Annotated in this window: 12 protein-coding genes and 1 riboswitch; of the genes, 6 read left to right on the top strand and 6 right to left on the bottom strand. The window is 59.8% G+C overall.

The genetic code is table 11. The features are described 5' to 3' along the window. Positions 1 to 78: 78 nt before the first annotated feature. Complete coding sequence (locus tag AC13RE_RS27615) at positions 79 to 1,080, top strand: transporter (RefSeq protein WP_488565280.1); 1,002 nt, start codon at positions 79 to 81, stop codon at positions 1,078 to 1,080. Positions 1,081 to 1,249: 169 nt separating this feature from the next. Here AC13RE_RS27615 and AC13RE_RS27620 read toward each other — a convergent pair whose 3' ends face one another. Beyond that, entirely contained in the window at positions 1,250 to 1,726 is a 477-nt protein-coding gene (locus tag AC13RE_RS27620) for a BA14K family protein (RefSeq protein WP_488565281.1), read from the bottom strand. A gap of 247 nt (positions 1,727 to 1,973) precedes the next feature. On the opposite strand from AC13RE_RS27620, the gene AC13RE_RS27625 reads away from it, so the two are divergent. Then, positions 1,974 to 2,984: a GH25 family lysozyme gene (locus AC13RE_RS27625; RefSeq protein ID WP_132715982.1), complete on the top strand. Its 1,011-nt coding sequence runs from the start codon at positions 1,974 to 1,976 to the stop codon at positions 2,982 to 2,984. 109 nt (positions 2,985 to 3,093) lie between these two features. On the opposite strand, the gene AC13RE_RS27630 is transcribed toward AC13RE_RS27625, so the two are convergent. Continuing rightward, positions 3,094 to 4,182: a hybrid-cluster NAD(P)-dependent oxidoreductase gene (locus tag AC13RE_RS27630; RefSeq protein WP_132715981.1), complete on the bottom strand. Its 1,089-nt coding sequence runs from the start codon at positions 4,180 to 4,182 to the stop codon at positions 3,094 to 3,096. A gap of 2 nt (positions 4,183 to 4,184) precedes the next feature. Then, positions 4,185 to 5,429 carry an aromatic ring-hydroxylating oxygenase subunit alpha gene (locus tag AC13RE_RS27635; protein WP_132715980.1) on the bottom strand — a complete coding sequence of 415 codons (1,245 nt, stop codon included), beginning with the start codon at positions 5,427 to 5,429 and terminating at the stop codon, positions 4,185 to 4,187. A gap of 97 nt (positions 5,430 to 5,526) precedes the next feature. Beyond that, a riboswitch (cobalamin riboswitch) is annotated at positions 5,527 to 5,730 on the bottom strand. Between the two features lie 349 nt (positions 5,731 to 6,079). Here AC13RE_RS27635 and AC13RE_RS27640 point away from each other — a divergent pair. Genes AC13RE_RS27640 through AC13RE_RS27650 form a run of 3 tightly spaced genes read left to right on the top strand, consistent with a single transcriptional unit; the run spans position 6,080 to position 9,185 of the window. Further along, a complete protein-coding gene (locus tag AC13RE_RS27640) occupies positions 6,080 to 6,697 on the top strand; it encodes a DUF6656 family protein (protein ID WP_488565282.1) in 618 nt (205 codons plus the stop codon). A gap of 59 nt (positions 6,698 to 6,756) precedes the next feature. Continuing rightward, entirely contained in the window at positions 6,757 to 7,731 is a 975-nt protein-coding gene (locus AC13RE_RS27645; protein WP_488565283.1) for an L-threonylcarbamoyladenylate synthase, read from the top strand. Positions 7,732 to 7,754: 23 nt separating this feature from the next. After that, positions 7,755 to 9,185, top strand: a complete 1,431-nt coding sequence (locus AC13RE_RS27650) for an FAD-binding oxidoreductase (RefSeq protein WP_488565284.1) — start codon at positions 7,755 to 7,757, stop codon at positions 9,183 to 9,185. 3 nt (positions 9,186 to 9,188) lie between these two features. Here AC13RE_RS27650 and phnF read toward each other — a convergent pair whose 3' ends face one another. Then, positions 9,189 to 9,923 (bottom strand): phosphonate metabolism transcriptional regulator PhnF, encoded by a 735-nt coding sequence (gene phnF, locus AC13RE_RS27655; RefSeq protein ID WP_488565285.1) that lies wholly within the window; start codon positions 9,921 to 9,923, stop codon positions 9,189 to 9,191. A gap of 72 nt (positions 9,924 to 9,995) precedes the next feature. Here phnF and AC13RE_RS27660 point away from each other — a divergent pair, with 72 nt between their 5' ends. Then, positions 9,996 to 10,547: an MOSC domain-containing protein gene (locus AC13RE_RS27660; RefSeq protein ID WP_488565286.1), complete on the top strand. Its 552-nt coding sequence runs from the start codon at positions 9,996 to 9,998 to the stop codon at positions 10,545 to 10,547. Between the two features lie 285 nt (positions 10,548 to 10,832). Here the strand turns inward: AC13RE_RS27660 and AC13RE_RS27665 are convergent, their stop codons facing one another. Together AC13RE_RS27665 and AC13RE_RS27670 are read right to left on the bottom strand one after the other, a co-directional pair. Continuing rightward, on the bottom strand, positions 10,833 to 13,787 hold the full coding sequence (locus AC13RE_RS27665; protein WP_488565287.1) for a DNA translocase FtsK: 2,955 nt from the start codon (positions 13,785 to 13,787) through the stop codon (positions 10,833 to 10,835). Between the two features lie 219 nt (positions 13,788 to 14,006). After that, complete coding sequence (locus AC13RE_RS27670) at positions 14,007 to 16,523, bottom strand: DUF1217 domain-containing protein (RefSeq protein WP_488565288.1); 2,517 nt, start codon at positions 16,521 to 16,523, stop codon at positions 14,007 to 14,009. Between the last annotated feature and the right edge of the window lie 285 nt (positions 16,524 to 16,808).

A 16,808-nucleotide genomic window follows, 5' to 3' on the forward strand; every position in this document is an offset into this window, starting at 1 on the left:
CCAAAGCGTGGACTTGAATAAAAAACCGTCATGAACGAAGACTAAGGCGACTGTTCAGACAAAGCGAACGATGCCCCCATGAATACGCTCACGACAGCCAATACCATACCAGGCTTTATCTGGGCATACCGTCTCCGTCCCGGTGAAACCAAGCCGGAGCGCCTGCCCGACGATACCGATCGCTCGAGGCTGTTCGGCGACGACGGCTTTCTCTGGCTGCATCTCAATCTCGTGGATGCCCGGGTGCCGGCTTTCCTAGAGGATGCACCCGGACTGAACGAAGCCGCCCGCATAGCGCTGACCACGCATGAAACACATGCAACGCTTACGGTCGACGAGCAGATGCTGTTCGGCACGTTGGTCGATTTCCAGCGCGACTTTGCCCACAACACCCACGATATCGGCTGGCTGCATTTCGCGCTGACCGATCGCGTGCTGATAACCACCCGGCTGCAGCCGCTTCGCAGCCTGGACCGAACCCGGGTGCTGATCGAAAAGAACGCCGCACGATTTTCCAATCCCGTGGATATTTTCGAGCTGATCGTCGTCGAGTTCCAACGGACCCTGATCTCCGTCGTCATCGAGATCAGCGAAGAGTTGAATGCCATCGAGGACTTCGTCCACGGCAATACGTCACGCGACGAGCGCGCCAAGCTTCCGCCCATCCGCAGGACGATCGTGCGCCTGCATCGCCATCTGCGCACCGTTCTCTCGCTGATGCGCCATGCCGCCGCCTCGGACGATGAGGAAATGCCGCTCGGCTTCGAGGATGTCGCGGGCCGGCTGACCGGGCGGCTGGAAGCGGTCGAACACGACGTCTATGCGCTGCAGGAACGGGCGAGGCTGTTGCACGAAGAAATCGATTCCAAGCTCGCCTCCGAAATCAATCGGCATCTCTATATCCTGTCGATCATGACCGCATTTCTGCTGCCGCCGACGCTGGTGACCGGCTTCTTCGGCATGAACACATCGGGGTTGCCGTTGGCGGGCGGCGCAAGCGGCACCGGGTATGCAGTAGGGTTCATCATCGCCTCCATGCTGCTGGCATGGTGGCTGCTCAAACGGGTCAATATTCTCTGACGTCGAATCATGCAAAAAGCCGCCCGGCGGGAAACCGGACGGCTGGCATTGGCAGTTCTGGAAGCGCCGCTTAGAGCAATTCCAGGAAAAGTGCGCAGCGGTTTTCCTTCCGGAATTGCGTAAAAAAGAGCTAGAGCGGTTCAGAGATTCCGTGAAAAACTGAACCGCTTTAGAAATACGGCGAGTAGCACTGACGGCGCGGGCCGGAGTTCGGCTGGAACGTATTGTCGTAAGCGCGGTAAGAACGATAGCGTCCCTCGCACCATTCGACATGACGCGGATTGATGCCGGCGCTCGGAGCCGGAGCCGGAGCCGGCTCGTAATAGCGCGGCTGGCTGGCGATTGCGCCGCCAATCAATGCGCCGGCGCCGAAGGCAGCCAGCGGGAACCAATAGCCGTCATGATAGCGATAACCATGACGATAGCCGCCGCGATAACCACGGTAGCCGCCATACCAGCCGCGGCGATAGTAACCACCATGACGCCACTGTACCTGCTCGACATTACCCGGCGCGGCCTGGGTGGGCGCGGACTGTTTTACGACCGGTGCGGTGGGCATCTGCATGGCGAAAGACGGTGTGAAGCTCGTCAGGGCGACGGCAGCCGTTAAGGCGACTGTCGCGATTTTTGCACGGAAACCAAGCATTTTCATCTCCATTCCCTGGTTCGGCTTTGTACTCAAGCCTGTAGGCGTTTCATGTCGGGAATGCTTCCCGAGCAAGGTTTCGCTGCCTGCTTCGTCGTATATCCGAATAGACGACAAGAAACGCGGCGGCGCGTTATTTAGTTCCTCAAATCCCTACCGATTTAAGGAGTTACAAGGGGCTCCACGATGAATTTATAGTGATTGCTTTCTTAACCCAAGATTAACCAGCAATCCTTACTATTATTTCATGAAAGGATACCGAAAGAGTAACCTCCTCATTTACAGCTTGCTGACGATCCTGGCCCTGATGGGGCCGGTCTCCAAGTCTTCGGCCGGTGAGAGCCAGCCCTGGGGCGATCCGAAAAACGCCCTGATTGTCGATGCTTACGAGCTGAACACCATCGACTGGGCCGCATTCCTGCAGGACAAGCGGATTGCCGGTTTCATCTCAAAGGCGTCCGACGGACTTCCTGAAAGCTTCAGTTGCACCGGCGACCATGGCGGCGATACCGTGGCTCATTGCAGGACGATGTGGCGCAAATACGCCGTCAGCCGTGAGCTGTTTCAAACGCGCCGCATGCTGGCAAAATCGAATGGCCTGTTATGGGGCGCCTATCATCTGGGGCGGCCCGGCAATCCGATCGACCAGGCCAATCATTTTCTCGATTATGCCGATCCGCAACCCGATGAGCTGATGGTGCTCGATATCGACGGCATGGATGCGACGCAATTCATGTCGCTCGACGATGCGCAGATCTATGTCGCCCACATCAAGGTCAGAACCGGCCGCTATCCTATTCTCTACGTCAATCATAATACGGCACGCTATATCGCCGATCACCGAGGTACCTATCCGCTGCTGTCGCGGCTGCCCTTGTGGTATGCGCGCTACAAGCCTGATGTCAAAGGCACTTTCCCGCTCGGCAATTGGGACAATTATGCCATCTGGCAGTTTGCTTCGTCGGACAATTGTTCGGAGAAAAGCTGCCCCTATCGGGTCCCGGGCACGCTTACCGATATCGACGTCAACGTCGTGCCGATGACAAAGGTCCAGCTCGCTAGGATCTGGCCGCAGGGCGACCTCCTGCCGGCGAAACCGCTGCCCGCGCCGGATCTGACGATCGCGCTCGCACAGATGTGCAGCGGGCCGCGGCAGATGCTCGTTTCCCTCATGCTCGAGATCGACCCCGTCGTCACGGCCTCGACCCCGCAAACAAAGCCGGTCGAGATCAACGAGCTGAACTACCAGGATTTCTAGAGCGTGATGCCGAAAAGTGTGGGCGGTTTTCGGACGACATCACGCTCGACTTCTTTGAAGTTGGAGCGGATTCAGATTTTAGGTCGAATAGACCTAAAATCATCCGGCTCTAGGCCTCGATCTGCACATCCGTCTTCGGGCGCGAGCAGCAGGCGAGGATGTAACCCTCGTCTATCTCATCATCGAGGATGCCGCCATTGTGGCTCATCTCGACTTCGCCCGAAAGCTTCATGACCCGGCATGTGCCGCAGAGGCCGGATTCGCAGGCGGCGCCGATGCGCACGCCGGCGCCGCGCGCCGCCTGAAGCACGGTCTGGCCCGCTGCACAGGCCACATCCTTGCCCGCCATCGTGAAGCGGATCGTGGTCGCCGCCTCGCCGGAAGCATCGTCGGAGACTTCCGCAAGCGGTGTCGCCGCATTGGCCGGCTGGAAGCTTTCCTGATGGTAGCGTGACATGTCGAAGCCGTGCGCTTCCAGCATGGAGCGCACGGCATCCATGAAGACTTCCGGGCCGCAGCAGAAGATGGTGCGATCCATGAAATCGGGCGCCAGCAGGCCGATCTTCGCCTTGTCGATGCGGCCCTTCAGCCCCGACCAGAGATCGGTGCGGCCGCAGCCTTCGACGATGAAGCCGAGATCGAGGTTCGGCATGAAGCGGGCGAGATATTCGAGCTCGGAGCGGAAGATGATGTCCGTCGGGCTGCGCGAGCAATTAACGAAAGTAATGTCAGACAGTGGTGCTATGTCCGACATATACCGCGTCATCGACATCATCGGCGTGATGCCGGAGCCGGCCGAGACGAAGAGATATTTCTCGCCCGGATGACGGATGTGGCTGAAATCGCCCAGCGGGCCGAAAGCCTTGATGCGCATACCCGGCTTCAGGTTCTCGAACATCCAGCGCGTGCCGATGCTATCTTTCTGCGCCTTCACCGTCACGGCGACAGAGAAGGGCCGCGACGGCGTGGATGATAGCGTATAGGTGCGCATGACCGGCTCCGGAGCCGTCGGCAGCTCCAGCGTCACGAACTGGCCCGGCAGATAGCGGAACCAGTTGTCCTTGTCGGACCCGAAGGTGAAGGTCATCACGTCGGGCGCTTCGGGCGTGACCGAGAGACATTCAAGCAAATGCTGCCTGTCGTTCCAGGGCTGCATCTGGTCGAGGTGTCGATGCGGATGGGAGACGGCCATGTTCATACTCAGGCTACCGCCGACAGCTTGGCCTGGTCGCCCTGCAGCCGGTTGATCATGAAAGTCGTGTACCATTCGACGAACTGCATGACGCCGCCTTCATGGATTTCCGAATAGGGACCGGGCTCATAGGCCGGCGAGCGGATGCCGAAGGCATTTTCCTCAACGATGCGGCGGTCCTGGTCGTTGGTTTCAGTCCAGACGTGTGTCAGTTCCTCGAGATTGTAGTCGACACCTTCGACCGCATCCTTGTGAACGAGCCACTTCGTGGTCACGGCGGTTTCCTCGGCGCTGATCGGCAGGACGCGGAAGGAGATCGCGTGGTCGCCAAGGATGTGGTTCCATGTCGTCGGATAATGGAAGAGCAGCATGGTGCCGATGCCATTGATCGTAACGTCGGGCGAGAGTGGCCGCCTGACGGCGTTCTGGCCGGACATGGTGTAGCTTTCGGCGCCTTCGATCAACGGCATACGGGCGGTGCGGAACTGTCCGTCAGGAGAGATCTTGAATTCGCTCGGCAGGCCGGCGGCTTCGCAGCGCGCCCAGTGCTCGGTAATGACGGGATCGCTCATCGCGCCCTGCACGCCGGTAACCGTCGGAGCTTCCGGGAAGGTGCGGCAGAGTTCGGGGTGATTGGCCGCGCAATGGTAGCATTCGCGGTTGTTTTCCCAGACGAGCTTCCAGTTGCCCTTTTCGATGATCGTGCTCTGGAAGGCGACCTTGGCTTCGCTGATATGATGCGGGGCCATGTAGGGCTCGATCGTGGCGCGAACCGGTGCGAAATCCGGAGCGTTCTGTGCCAGGCAGATGAAGATGTAGCCAGCGACGCTTTCGCAGTGAACCGGCTTCAGCGAATGCTGGCTCTTGTCAAAATCCTCAGCCATCTGACGGGCAAAGAGCAGGGAGCCGTCAAGCTCGTAGGTCCATTGGTGATAGGGGCAGACGAGCTTTGCCGACGATCCGCGCTCGGTCGTACAGACGCGCGAGCCGCGGTGGCGGCAGCTATTGTGGAAGGCGCGGATGACCTGATCGCGACCACGGACGATCACGACGGGATAATCGCCGATCTGGACGGTGAAGTAATTGCCCGCCCGCGGCACTTCGCAATCATGGCCGATGAACAGCCAGTCGCGATAGTAGATCGTCTCCATGTCGAGCTTGAAGTAATCCGGATCGGTGTAGAAGGGTTGCTCCAGGCTCAAACCTGCCCGGTGGTTCTTCAATTGCCGCAGAACTTTGCTGCCGATATCCATTTGCCTATCCTTGCGCAATACCGGAAGACGAGCAGAGGACATGCAAGGCCGTTGGGGACGGCCGAAAGCAATGCCCCGACCGCCCGCCGCGGTCAGTAAACCATATGTGCCCAAGGCTGGTTTCCGGGCTCTGGAGCGGCCCTGTTGCCAGGACCCCATGGCACCTTCCCAGACCAATCGGCCCAGTGGCTTTATCCGCCATGCCTCACTCCACCACCGTTGCGGGGGCAGCGCCGGATTTTGACCGGCTTCCCAATTCTCCGTCTCCCTAGCAGACGGCACCTTGAGATTGATATCATCATAGCTCTCGGCCGCGTCTGCCGCTGCGCTGCAATGCGACATCGGCTTCGAATTTGACGACAGGCGAAACAGGGCGATGAGACGGTTGCATATCCTGAGAATATTGACAGGTAATTCAATTGCTTGAGCGCATGCATCGGAGATGGTCAAAGCATCGCATATCCATTCCACCAATGACGCTTTATCCTGATTGCGACAGGTCGGCGAACGGCCGGTAATCAGGGGAATAATTGGGCGGCAGAAAGCGCCAACGGAGCCGCTATCGGGGCGCCTTCAATCCGGCGCGATCAAGCTCGGCTCAAGCTCCGTGGTTCATCATGTCACCAAAGAGTTTTATAGCGAGATCCGGCATGGCCAAACTCAGATATTTCGACGCTGGGAAGCCCGCCGAGCCCGAACCGGCGCAGCCGGTATCGACGACGGGGTACACCGAATTCCTGCGCACCGGCCGCATCAACCGCAGCAGGCCGCATTGGCTGGCGGAAGAGCGGGAATACCTCACCCACGAACAGGTGGCCGAACGCACGGCGCTGAAGCTCAGGGACGCCGGCGAGAAGACCCACGACCGGCTCAACAATTTCCATAGGTCCATCCGCTTCCCGAAGCTCATCTTTCATCACACGCTGAAGGACACGCCGCATCTCGGCTATTGCCACGTTACCGCGGCGCGGACACAATTCGCGCATTATGAGGACGTGAACTGGGCTTTCTATATCGCCAACTTCTTCGCCCGGATCGGCCAGGAGGAAAACTTCTTCGAAGACATCAGCCTCAAATATTCGCGGATGTATTTCGCTGTCGCCATCCATCCGGACAAGGAGGCCGAAGACAAGAAACTGACGATCAACCGCGACGTCAGAGGCAACGGCGTACTGTTCCACACCCACGATCCGCAGATCGCCATCCGCAATGTTCTTCTCCTCGGCGCCCGCAACGAGCAGCTCCGCGACATCATTCGACAGCTTTGACGATTGATCCGAAAACTCGAAGAGCATAAGAAACGGCCTGAACTGCAAGCAGGCAGGCCATGGCACGACACATAGACATTCTCGAACATCCGCAAACGGCGATCGAAGTTGCGACAGCGACTCTCACCGAGGGTCTACCGATCGGGCTGCCGACGGAGACGGTCTATGGCCTTGCCGCCGATGCCACCAATCCCGCCGCCATTACCCGGATCTATGAGACGAAGGGGCGGCCGCGCTTCAATCCGCTGATCTGCCATATGAGCGACCTCGCCATGGCCGAGCGCTATGCGGTCTTCGACCCCATCTCGCGCAAGCTCGCCGAAGCCTTCTGGCCCGGTCCGCTGACGCTGGTGCTGCCGCTCAAGCCCGATAGCGGCATCCATCCGCTGGCAACCGCCGGCCTCGACACGGTCGGCATCCGCGTGCCGCAGGGCTTTGCCGGCGAGCTGATCCGCGCCTTCGACCGACCGCTTGCAGCACCCAGCGCCAATACCTCGGGCAAGATCAGCGCCACCAGCGCAGATCATGTGGACGACGACCTTGGAGAGCGGATTTCTCTTATTCTCGACGCCGGATCATCGGTTGTCGGCGTGGAGTCGACGATCGTCAAGGTTGAGGATGGCGAGATGCGCCTGCTGCGACCTGGTGGGCTGGCGGCGAGCGAGATCGAGCGGGTAGCCGGTAAGGCACTGAAGCGCAAGAAGAAGGCTTCCGCTGCCATCGAGGCGCCAGGCATGCTTGCTTCGCATTATGCGCCGGGAGCGGCGGTGCGGCTCGACGCCACGGAGGTTTCCGCAAGCGAGGCGCTGATTCGCTTCGGCACGCCAGACATTCCCGGCAGCGAGAACGCCGTTGCCGTGCTGGATCTGAGCGCCACCGGCGATCTCTCGGAAGCAGCGGCAAACCTCTTCGATTTCATGAAGCGCGCCGATGCCACCGGCGCTGCGACCATTGCTTTTTCGCATATTCCCGACGAGGGCCTCGGCGAGGCTATCAACGACCGGCTGCGCCGCGCGGCCGCGCCCAGAGACTAAAACCATCAGGCAAAGGAAACGCCATGAGCAGCTCCGCCTCCTCTTCCGACCTCCTCGATCGCTTCGCCGTCATCGTCGGCGAAAAACATGCCGTGCGGGATCCGGTGGAAATTGCGCCGCATCTGGTGGAAAACCGTGGGCTCTATCATGGCGCTTCGCCCATGCTGCTGAAGCCCGGCTCGGTGGAAGAGGTTTCGGCCATCCTCAAGCTTGCCAGCGAGACCGGAACGGCCATCGTGCCCCAGACCGGCAATACAGGGCTTGTCGGCGGCCAGACGCCGCGCGAGGGCGGCTCGGACATCATCCTGTCGCTAGAACGCATGAACCGCGTGCGCGATATCGATCCCGTCGGCAATACGATGATCGTTGACGGCGGCTGCATCCTGGCCGATGTCCACAAGGCGGCAGCCGAGCATGGCCGCATGTTTCCGCTCTCGCTCGGCTCGGAAGGCTCCTGCCGCATCGCCGGCAATCTTTCCACCAATGCCGGCGGCACGGCCGTTCTTGCCTATGGCAACATGCGCCAGCTCTGCCTCGGCCTTGAAGTCGTTCTGCCCACGGGCGAGATCTGGAACGGATTGCGCCGCCTGAAGAAGGACAATACCGGCTACGACCTGCGCGATCTCTTCATCGGCGCCGAAGGTACGCTCGGCGTCATCACCGGCGCGGTGCTGAAGCTCTTTCCGCAGCCACTCGGCCATCAGGTCGCCTTTGCCGGCCTGCGATCGGTCGATGACGCGCTGACTCTGTTCAAGAATGCCTCCAGCCTCTGCGGCACGGCGCTGACCGGCTTCGAGCTGATGCCGCGCATCGGCGTCGAATTCACCACGCGGCATATTCCGGGCGTGCGCGATCCGCTGGAGACGGTACATCCCTGGTATGTGCTGATCGACATCTCCACCTCCGATTCGGCCGAAACGGCCGAGCGGATGATGTCGGCTCTGCTCGAACAGGGCTACGAGGCCGGCCTCATTCAGGATGCGACCATCGCCAGCTCGGAAGCACAACAAAAGGCCATCTGGCATATGCGCGAGAGCATGTCGGACGCGCAGAAGCCGGAAGGCGGCTCGATCAAGCACGACGTTTCCGTGCCGGTGGCGCAGATTCCGCAATTCATGGCCGAAGCCGAAAAGGCCGTTGTCGCCGCCATGCCTGGCGCCCGCGTCTGCGCCTTCGGCCACATGGGCGACGGCAATATCCACTACAACATCTCGCAGCCCGTCGGCGCCGACAAGGCCGAGTTCATCGGACGCTGGCGCGAGATCAACAAGATCGTGCACGGGCTTGTGCTGCAGCATGGCGGCTCGATCTCCGCCGAACATGGCATCGGCCAGCTGAAGCGCGACGAGCTGGCTTCCATCCGCTCCGATATCGAGATGGACCTGATGCGCCGCATCAAGACGGCCTTCGACCCGGCAGGGATCATGAATCCGGGCAAGGTGTTGAAGGTCTGAAGTTTAGACCGTCACGACGACCCGCTCGGAAGCGAAGCAGCCGATCTGGCAGGAAATGACTGTGCCATTGGCATCGATGTCTTCGCCGGCATAGGCAAGCACCGGCACGAGGCGCGATTGCTGCAGAAGCCGTGCCTCTACTTCCGTCGGCATCCGAGCCGCGATGTCGGTTGAGCGCCGCCAATAATCCATCACGCCATACTCCCTCAGGGCTGCCGTGAACGAGTTCATTGCTGCGAACTTCTCCGCCAAGCCCGGAAAACGCTTCGCCGAGCAGCTGCGCGTGACGACGGATACGGGAAGCGCGTCGGCATAGGCGATCACGCACATGTCCAACACAGCCTCGCCCGGCTCGAGATTGAGCCTTGCAGCTATATCGACGCTTGCCGGAACTTCCCTGACCGAAAAAACCTTGCGCGCGAGGTTCGCATCCGTCGCGGTCAGATCCTTGCTAAACCGCACCTTGTCGCCCAGTTGGAAACGAACGGGGATGTCGGCGCGGACATAGGCGCCGCTGCCGCGCGCGACGCGTAGCAAGCCCTCCCCTTCCAGCTCTGCGATCGCACGCCGCACCGTCACCCTGGAGACGCCGAATTGTTCGGACAAGGCGCGCTCGCTTGGCAGGCGGCTGCCGGGCGCATGCCTGCCCGTATCGATGGCAGTTCGCAACTCCGCAGCAACGCTCGCCCAGCCTCTGGCAGCTTTTGCGCCTTCGGCCTTTCGATTTTTCTCTTCCATCACAAATCTGTCGCCTTGAAATTGGTATATACCAATTTATAAAGATCCAGATCGTTTATGGAAGGGTTCGGCATGGGCGACAAGCGCATATATGTGACAACGGTCAGCAGCAGCGGCGTGCACGAGTTCAGCAAGCAGACCAAGGATCATATCCAACTGCTGACAGGGCTTGGCGTCGAAGGCGATGCGCATATGGGGGTGACGGTGAAGCATCGCTCGCGCGTCGCGGTCGATCCGACCCAGCCCAATCTGCGCCAGGTGCATATCATCCACGAAGAGCTGTTCGACGAACTCACCGAAAAGGGATTTTCCGTTTCGCCGGGCGACATGGGCGAGAATATTGCCACCCGAGGGATAGACCTGCTTTCGCTGCCGCAAGGCACGCGCCTGCATATCGGCGCGGAAGCGATCGTCGAGGTGACGGGCTTACGCAATCCCTGCAAGCAGATCGACGATTTTCAGAAGGGACTGCTGCATGCGGTGCTCGACAAGGATGCCGATGGCGGTCTGGTTCGCAAGGCAGGGATCATGGGCATTGTCTCAAGGGGCGGTCGGGTGCAGCGAGATGACACCATTCGCGTCGAGCTGCCGCCGCTGCCGCATATCAAGCTTGAGCGGGTTTGATGCGCTCCGTATGAAGAGAAACTAGCCTTGAGCATGCTGAGCGTCTGATACCCCCCTCTGTCACTTACGTGACATCTCCCCCACAAGGGGGGAGATTGGTGGGAGTTTGACGCCCGCCCTCGTTAAGGCGGAAACGTCGATTTCAACAAATGAGCTATCAGCTTGAGGCGAAAGAGGGCTGCAAGCTAACAATCTCCCCCCTTGTGGGGAAGATGTCCCGAAAGGGACAGAGGGGGGTGCACACTCTCCACGACGATCGCAGCCAGCGTCATCCCCCAAATTGGATCAATCGAAATCCTCATTGCCCGAATTGCCGCCGCCATTGCGGTTGCCGGAGATGATCTCGCGTTTGCCGACGTGGTTGGCGGGGCCGACCAGGCCGTCTTTTTCCATGCGCTCGACGAGCGAGGCAGCGCGGTTGTAGCCGATGCCGAGGCGGCGCTGGATGTAGGAGGTCGAGCACTTCTTGTCGCGCATGACTACCTTGATCGCCTGTTCGTAGAGATCGTCGCCGTCTTCCGAGGCAATCGCGCCCTTGTCGAAGACGGCCGTATCTTCTTCCTCGTCTTCTTCGTCCTCGTCGGCGGTGACCGTATCGAGATATTCCGGACGGCCCTGCAGCTTCAGGTGTGCTACGACCTTCTCGACTTCCTCGTCGGACACGAAGGGGCCGTGAACGCGGGAGATGCGGCCGCCGCCGGCCATGTGCAGCATGTCGCCCTGGCCGAGGAGCTGTTCGGCACCCTGTTCACCGAGAATGGTGCGGCTGTCGATCTTCGAGGTCACCTGGAAGGAGATGCGCGTCGGGAAGTTCGCCTTGATCGTGCCGGTGATGACGTCGACGGACGGACGCTGCGTCGCCATGATCAGGTGGATGCCGGCGGCGCGCGCCATCTGTGCCAGACGCTGAATCGCACCTTCGATCTCCTTGCCGGCGACCATCATCAGGTCGGCCATTTCGTCGACGATGACGACGATATACGGCATCGGCGTCAGGTCCATTTCCTGTTGCTCTTCGATCGGGGCACCCGTGCCCTTGTCGAAGCCGGTCTGGACCATGACGTGGATCGTCTCACCCTTTTCCTTGGCGGAGGCAACGCGGCTGTTATAGCCGTCGATGTTGCGAACGCCGAGGCGCGACATCTTCTTGTAGCGATCCTCCATCTCGCGCACCGCCCATTTCAGCGCCATAACGGCCTTCTTCGGATCGGTGACGACAGGGGTCAGCAGATGCGGGATACCGTCATAGACAGAGAGTTCTAGCATCTTCGGATCGACCATGATCAGGCGGCACTGTTCCGGGGTCATGCGGTAGAGCAGCGACAGGATCATGGTGTTGATCGCGACCGACTTGCCCGAGCCGGTCGTACCAGCGACGAGCAGATGCGGCATCTTGGCGAGCTCGGCGATAACGGGTTCGCCGCCGATGGTCTTGCCGAGGCCGAGCGCCAGCTTGTAGCCGCTCTTCTCGAAATCGGGCGAATCGATCATCTCGCGGAAATAGACGGTCTCGCGGTTGACGTTCGGCAGTTCGATGCCGATGACGTTGCGGCCGGGAACGACGGCGACGCGCGCCGAGAGAGCCGACATCGAGCGGGCGATATCGTCGGCAAGGTTGATGACGCGCGAGGATTTGACGCCTGGCGCGGGCTCAAACTCATAAAGGGTGACGACCGGGCCGGGACGGACATGGATGATCTCGCCCTTGACGCCGAAGTCCTCCAGCACGCTTTCCAGAAGGCCGGCATTCTGCTCCAGCGTTTCCTGCGTCATGATCACGCCGGAACGAACGGCAGGTTCCTGTAGCAGTTCGCGCGGCGGCAGCTCGTATTCGCCGTCAGCGGAGCGGGCGATCGGCCGCCATTCGGGCGGCGTCAGCGATGCGGGCCGGCGCGGCGAGATCCGCGATGGCGGTGCGTCGATCAAACGCTGAGCGGCGGCTTCGACCGCGGGGATCGTCGGCGCAGCCTTGGCGACCGGTTGGGCAGCAGCCGGCGCGGCGGCCTTCGTCGGCATCGGCGCCACGACCATGACAGGCGCGGGCCGGGTTTCAGCTTCGGCACCATAGACGGCGGTTACGAAAGCGGGCGGCACGAATGTTTCGGCTGGCACCACCACAGTCTGCGGCTCGGCAGCAAGTGCTTCGACGATGACGGGGGCCGCCTCGACGGGGGCCAGAACGGCAGCCTCAAGCGCGGCAAGCTCGTCCATGGCCGGCGTGCTGATATCTGCTGCTGACGGTCTGGAAACGGTTTCGACGTGAGCTGCGATCTCGACTGCCGGAGGCTGCACGACAACGGGCTGCGGCTCGACCGCCGCTGCCGGGCGGCGGCACTCGACGACGCGGAACTTGGCGATGATCGATTCGGCATCGACTTCCGGCTTGGGCGTCGCCGGCTGCTTCGGCTCCCCCTTGAGGGCAGAGACGAATTCGCCATCGAACGGCATCGCATCCCAGAAGGCAAAATCGGAAAGATGGACAAGACGCGACTCGACCACAGGCGCGGCTAGGGACTCGGGAACACTTGACTGAACAGGGGAAGCATCCAGCGCGATCGCAGGAGCTTTCGAGAATGCGGTAGCGATAACGGTCATCTCCAATGCGTCCGGCTCGGTTGCCGGGGAATTCTGAATTACTGTCGGAATATAGCCTTCCACCACCAGCGGCATGTCTTCGAGCGCTGGCAGATGGAACTCTGATGATTGCATCGGCTGCTGAATGGCGGCGGCGATCGGAGCCTCGACGGCGGGCGGCTCCATGACCCGCATCGCGGCGTGCGCGGAAGCCTGCGGCCGGATCTCAGCCTTCGGCTCGACAGGCGGACGGCGGCTGATAATTTCATTTTCACGGGTGCGGGTGAAGCGCACGTTCGGCCCCATCAGGAAGGCATTCTGCCAGCCGGGCGATGCGAGATCTTCCGCGGAGATTCCCTGCGGCAGAACCGGCATTTCCTGCTCGCTCGTAACGGCGGCGGCCTGAAGCGCCTCCACAACAGGCGGCGGGGCCGCGGCGGTGCGCTTCCTCACCTCTTCGGCAAGGCGCTTTTCCTCGGCGTGACGCTGCTCTTCAGCCTTGCGCTTGGCTTCGCGGGCGTTGCGGATCTTCTCTTCCAGGAACGCGCGGCGAGCCGCGATCTGCTCGGCGCGGCGCGCCTCTTCGGCCGCCTGCTCCGGGTCGAGATCGCCCTCCGGCTGGACGCCTTGCGAGGCATTGGAAAGTGTCGTTCGGGAAAGACGCATGAGACCTGCAACCCAGTCATTGATATTGCCGTTGGCTTCTCAAATCGAATAGGGCAAGGATGGTTAATAAGTTCCTTCCTGCGCTTGTGGAAAGCAGCCATTCCGCACTCGGAAAATAGGTCCGAATATTCTCGGAATCTCTGTGGAAACAAGGGCATGACGCAGCTCAGCCGCACGGAAGTGCGGCAATGAGACAGGTTAAATTTTTTGTCGAGCCCGTTAGCGCGATGAGGACAGCTGCGCGATGGAAAGCAGCGTGTCGGCGCTGATACCCACGCCCGGGGAGGAACTCGTCAGAATCGAAAGCGCAGGGGATGTCGAGGAGGTCGTATTGTTCTGCAGGTCGTACATGGCCGAGAATCGCTGCAGCAGCCGATTGAGCTTGTCGGGATCGTGCAGGTCGCTCACATTGATGAAATTGCCGAGCATCTTGGCCTGGGTATCGACGTCCATATTGGAGATCGAGCTCGGCAGACTGAAGCTGGTCGTGACGACCTCATAAAGGGCGGCATCCCCCATGATGTCGTAGATCGAATTGATATCAGGCGCCTTGCGCTGGAAATAAAGCGCCAGGCGCACGCCGGGATTGCTGTCACCTTGCTGATCTTCCAGCGTCTGATGCAGGAAGAGATCATTGGTCGCTGAAAGCGCGCCCTGATTTTGCGCCGTGCCGAGCTTGCTGTCGGTCAGGTTGCCGTCGGTACCGAAATTGAACGCCTCGACGATACTCTTGAACTTGGCACCGTCAGCCGTGTTGACGAAGCTCTTCGCATCGGACGGATCGGAGGCAAAAGCTTTCTTCAGCGTCGCCGAATCGACCGTCTTCGGATCGATACCGTTAGCCGTCAGGATGAAATTCGTAAGTTTGCTGTCGGCGAGCAGATCCGTGGCGCTGGTCACCTTGACGATATTGGTGGCGAAATAAGTAGCGGCTGTCTTGGCGTCGTTGTTGGCCTTGGTCAGTTCGGCACCCGACAGCCCCGCCGTGCTATGGCGGGAATATTGCGAGATATAGCTGTTGATCTGCGTCTGCGACAGAGCCTGCACCGGCGCCTTCAGATTGCCTTTGCTGTCGAAATTGAAGGCCTTGGCAAGTGCAGTGAACCGCGGATCCTTGAGCGAGTTGACGTAGCTCTTCGGATCATAGGGATCGCTTTCGAGAATCCTGGTCAGCTGTGACTTCGTGACTTCGTTTTCGCCGATACCATAGGCGCGCAGCGCCATCTGATAGAGCTCCGGCGCGCTGTCATTGGCGGCGCTGCTGTCGGAGGTGTTGCTCGCAAAGAAATCCTTGATGGTCTTCACGTCAGCGATGCGGTTCTTGTAGTTGTTGACCGCATCCGTATTCAGGTTCGACTGCGACGACTGGTAGTTGCTCATATAAGCCTTGGAGGCCGCGTCGATCTCGCTTTGGGACTGCGCCGTCTGGCCGGAAGCAAGCGTCCCGTCCGACTGGAAATTGAACTGGGAGACGGCGTAAGTCAGGCCGAAGATGGCAGCGGTCGTCGGATCGGCGAAGGCATTCTTGAAGACGGCGGCGGGTGTCGTCGGATCGATGCCATAGGCCGTCTTGACGTAATCGAAGAGACGCGTGTCCGATGTCAGCTGATCGACCGACGTGATGGAGCCGATATGATTCTTGTAATAGAGATCGTTATCGGCCGCGCCGACGCTCGTAACGAACGAGGGCACGGTGAAATTATAGGCGCTCATCACATCGGCCTGCTGGCTGAGCGTCTGCGGCCCCCCCGGATAGTTCGCGGTATAGCCTGCCGTGGTGGCGCTTATCTGGCCGGACGTCTGCGCCTGCGAGCCGGATGCGACCGTGCCGTCGCTCTGGAAATTGAACTCGGCCATGACGGCGGTCAGTCCGTTCGAACTCGCGGTCGCGGCATCCTTGGCCGATGCATTGAACTGATCCGCGGTGATGTAGGACGGAATATTGAAAGCCGTCTTGACGTATTGGAACAGTTGCGGATTGGACGTCAGCTGGTCGACCGACGTGATGTTGCCGATATTGGCCTGGTAATAGGCCGTGTCGCCGTCCGGCGTCGATGTCTTGACCGTGCCGTCGGCATTGAAATTGAATTCCGCCACCAGAGCCTTGTCGGCGGCGCTGCCATTCTGATTGACGTAGCTGTTCGGATCGCTGGGATCGCTCGTCAGCATCTGCTTCAGAGCCGAATTCGATACATAGGTCGGATCGATGCCGTAGGCCTGCAGCACGTAATTGCGCAGGCGGGTATTGCCGAGCAGGTCATCAACCGTCTTAACCGAGGCAATGTTCTGGCTGTAATAGCTCGTTTCGGTCGCCGCCGACGTCTCCTCATTCGTAAACGACTGTTGGTAAAGCCCGATGAGGTCGTCTTCCTGCGTGCTGGTTTGCGCGGTATTCGTCGAGCCTGTCGCGCTCGTGCCGAAATTGAACGCCGCAGCGAATTCCTTATAGCGCGGATCGGTGAGCTTATTGGCGAAACTGCTGGAATCGCTGAGGTCGCTGGTCAAGACCTGTTTCATAAAGGCCTTGGCATAGGTCATGTCGGAAAGCCCGTAGGCTTCCATCGCATAACTGTATAATTGATAGTCATTCAGGAAGCTGTCGACGTCTTTTACTTTGCCGATATTGGCATTGTAATAGTCGATCGAACGCTTGTTTTGCGACTGCTGCGCCACCTGATTGAGCGACGTCGTCATATCTCTGGTTGCGATCGTATAACCAAGATAAGTGGAAATCATCAGCAGAATCCCAATAGATCTCTAATAAAAGCGGCGAATCTGGCTGACATTATTTCATATAAACCTTACCTGAGACTTACAGGCACTCATCCAATGCGTGCACCGTATCGATGCACCACCCTGCCCTGTATTCACCTTATGGAAACCCTGATGCATTCAACTTTGCTAACCATTTGAGGACGCAAAGTTTTCTTAACCTCGATTTTTAAGCTGTCTGGAAGGGACGGCGCCTAATCTGCCCAACAACGAGAGGACAAAAGTTCTCCGAGAGAAGACCGGAACAAC

This window comes from Martinezella sp. CNPSo 3959 (assembly GCF_057784355.1).

What these genes read in the sequence shown, in the direction of transcription:
- AC13RE_RS27615 (WP_488565280.1), top strand. Translation starts at nt 79, where the DNA reads ATGAATACGCTCACGACAGCCAATACCATACCAGGCTTTATCTGGGCA.
- AC13RE_RS27620 (WP_488565281.1), bottom strand. Translation starts at nt 1,726, where the DNA reads ATGCTTGGTTTCCGTGCAAAAATCGCGACAGTCGCCTTAACGGCTGCC.
- AC13RE_RS27625 (WP_132715982.1), top strand. Translation starts at nt 1,974, where the DNA reads ATGAAAGGATACCGAAAGAGTAACCTCCTCATTTACAGCTTGCTGACG.
- AC13RE_RS27630 (WP_132715981.1), bottom strand. Translation starts at nt 4,182, where the DNA reads ATGAACATGGCCGTCTCCCATCCGCATCGACACCTCGACCAGATGCAG.
- AC13RE_RS27635 (WP_132715980.1), bottom strand. Translation starts at nt 5,429, where the DNA reads ATGGATATCGGCAGCAAAGTTCTGCGGCAATTGAAGAACCACCGGGCA.
- AC13RE_RS27640 (WP_488565282.1), top strand. Translation starts at nt 6,080, where the DNA reads ATGGCCAAACTCAGATATTTCGACGCTGGGAAGCCCGCCGAGCCCGAA.
- AC13RE_RS27645 (WP_488565283.1), top strand. Translation starts at nt 6,757, where the DNA reads ATGGCACGACACATAGACATTCTCGAACATCCGCAAACGGCGATCGAA.
- AC13RE_RS27650 (WP_488565284.1), top strand. Translation starts at nt 7,755, where the DNA reads ATGAGCAGCTCCGCCTCCTCTTCCGACCTCCTCGATCGCTTCGCCGTC.
- phnF (WP_488565285.1), bottom strand. Translation starts at nt 9,923, where the DNA reads ATGGAAGAGAAAAATCGAAAGGCCGAAGGCGCAAAAGCTGCCAGAGGC.
- AC13RE_RS27660 (WP_488565286.1), top strand. Translation starts at nt 9,996, where the DNA reads ATGGGCGACAAGCGCATATATGTGACAACGGTCAGCAGCAGCGGCGTG.
- AC13RE_RS27665 (WP_488565287.1), bottom strand. Translation starts at nt 13,787, where the DNA reads ATGCGTCTTTCCCGAACGACACTTTCCAATGCCTCGCAAGGCGTCCAG.
- AC13RE_RS27670 (WP_488565288.1), bottom strand. Translation starts at nt 16,523, where the DNA reads ATGATTTCCACTTATCTTGGTTATACGATCGCAACCAGAGATATGACG.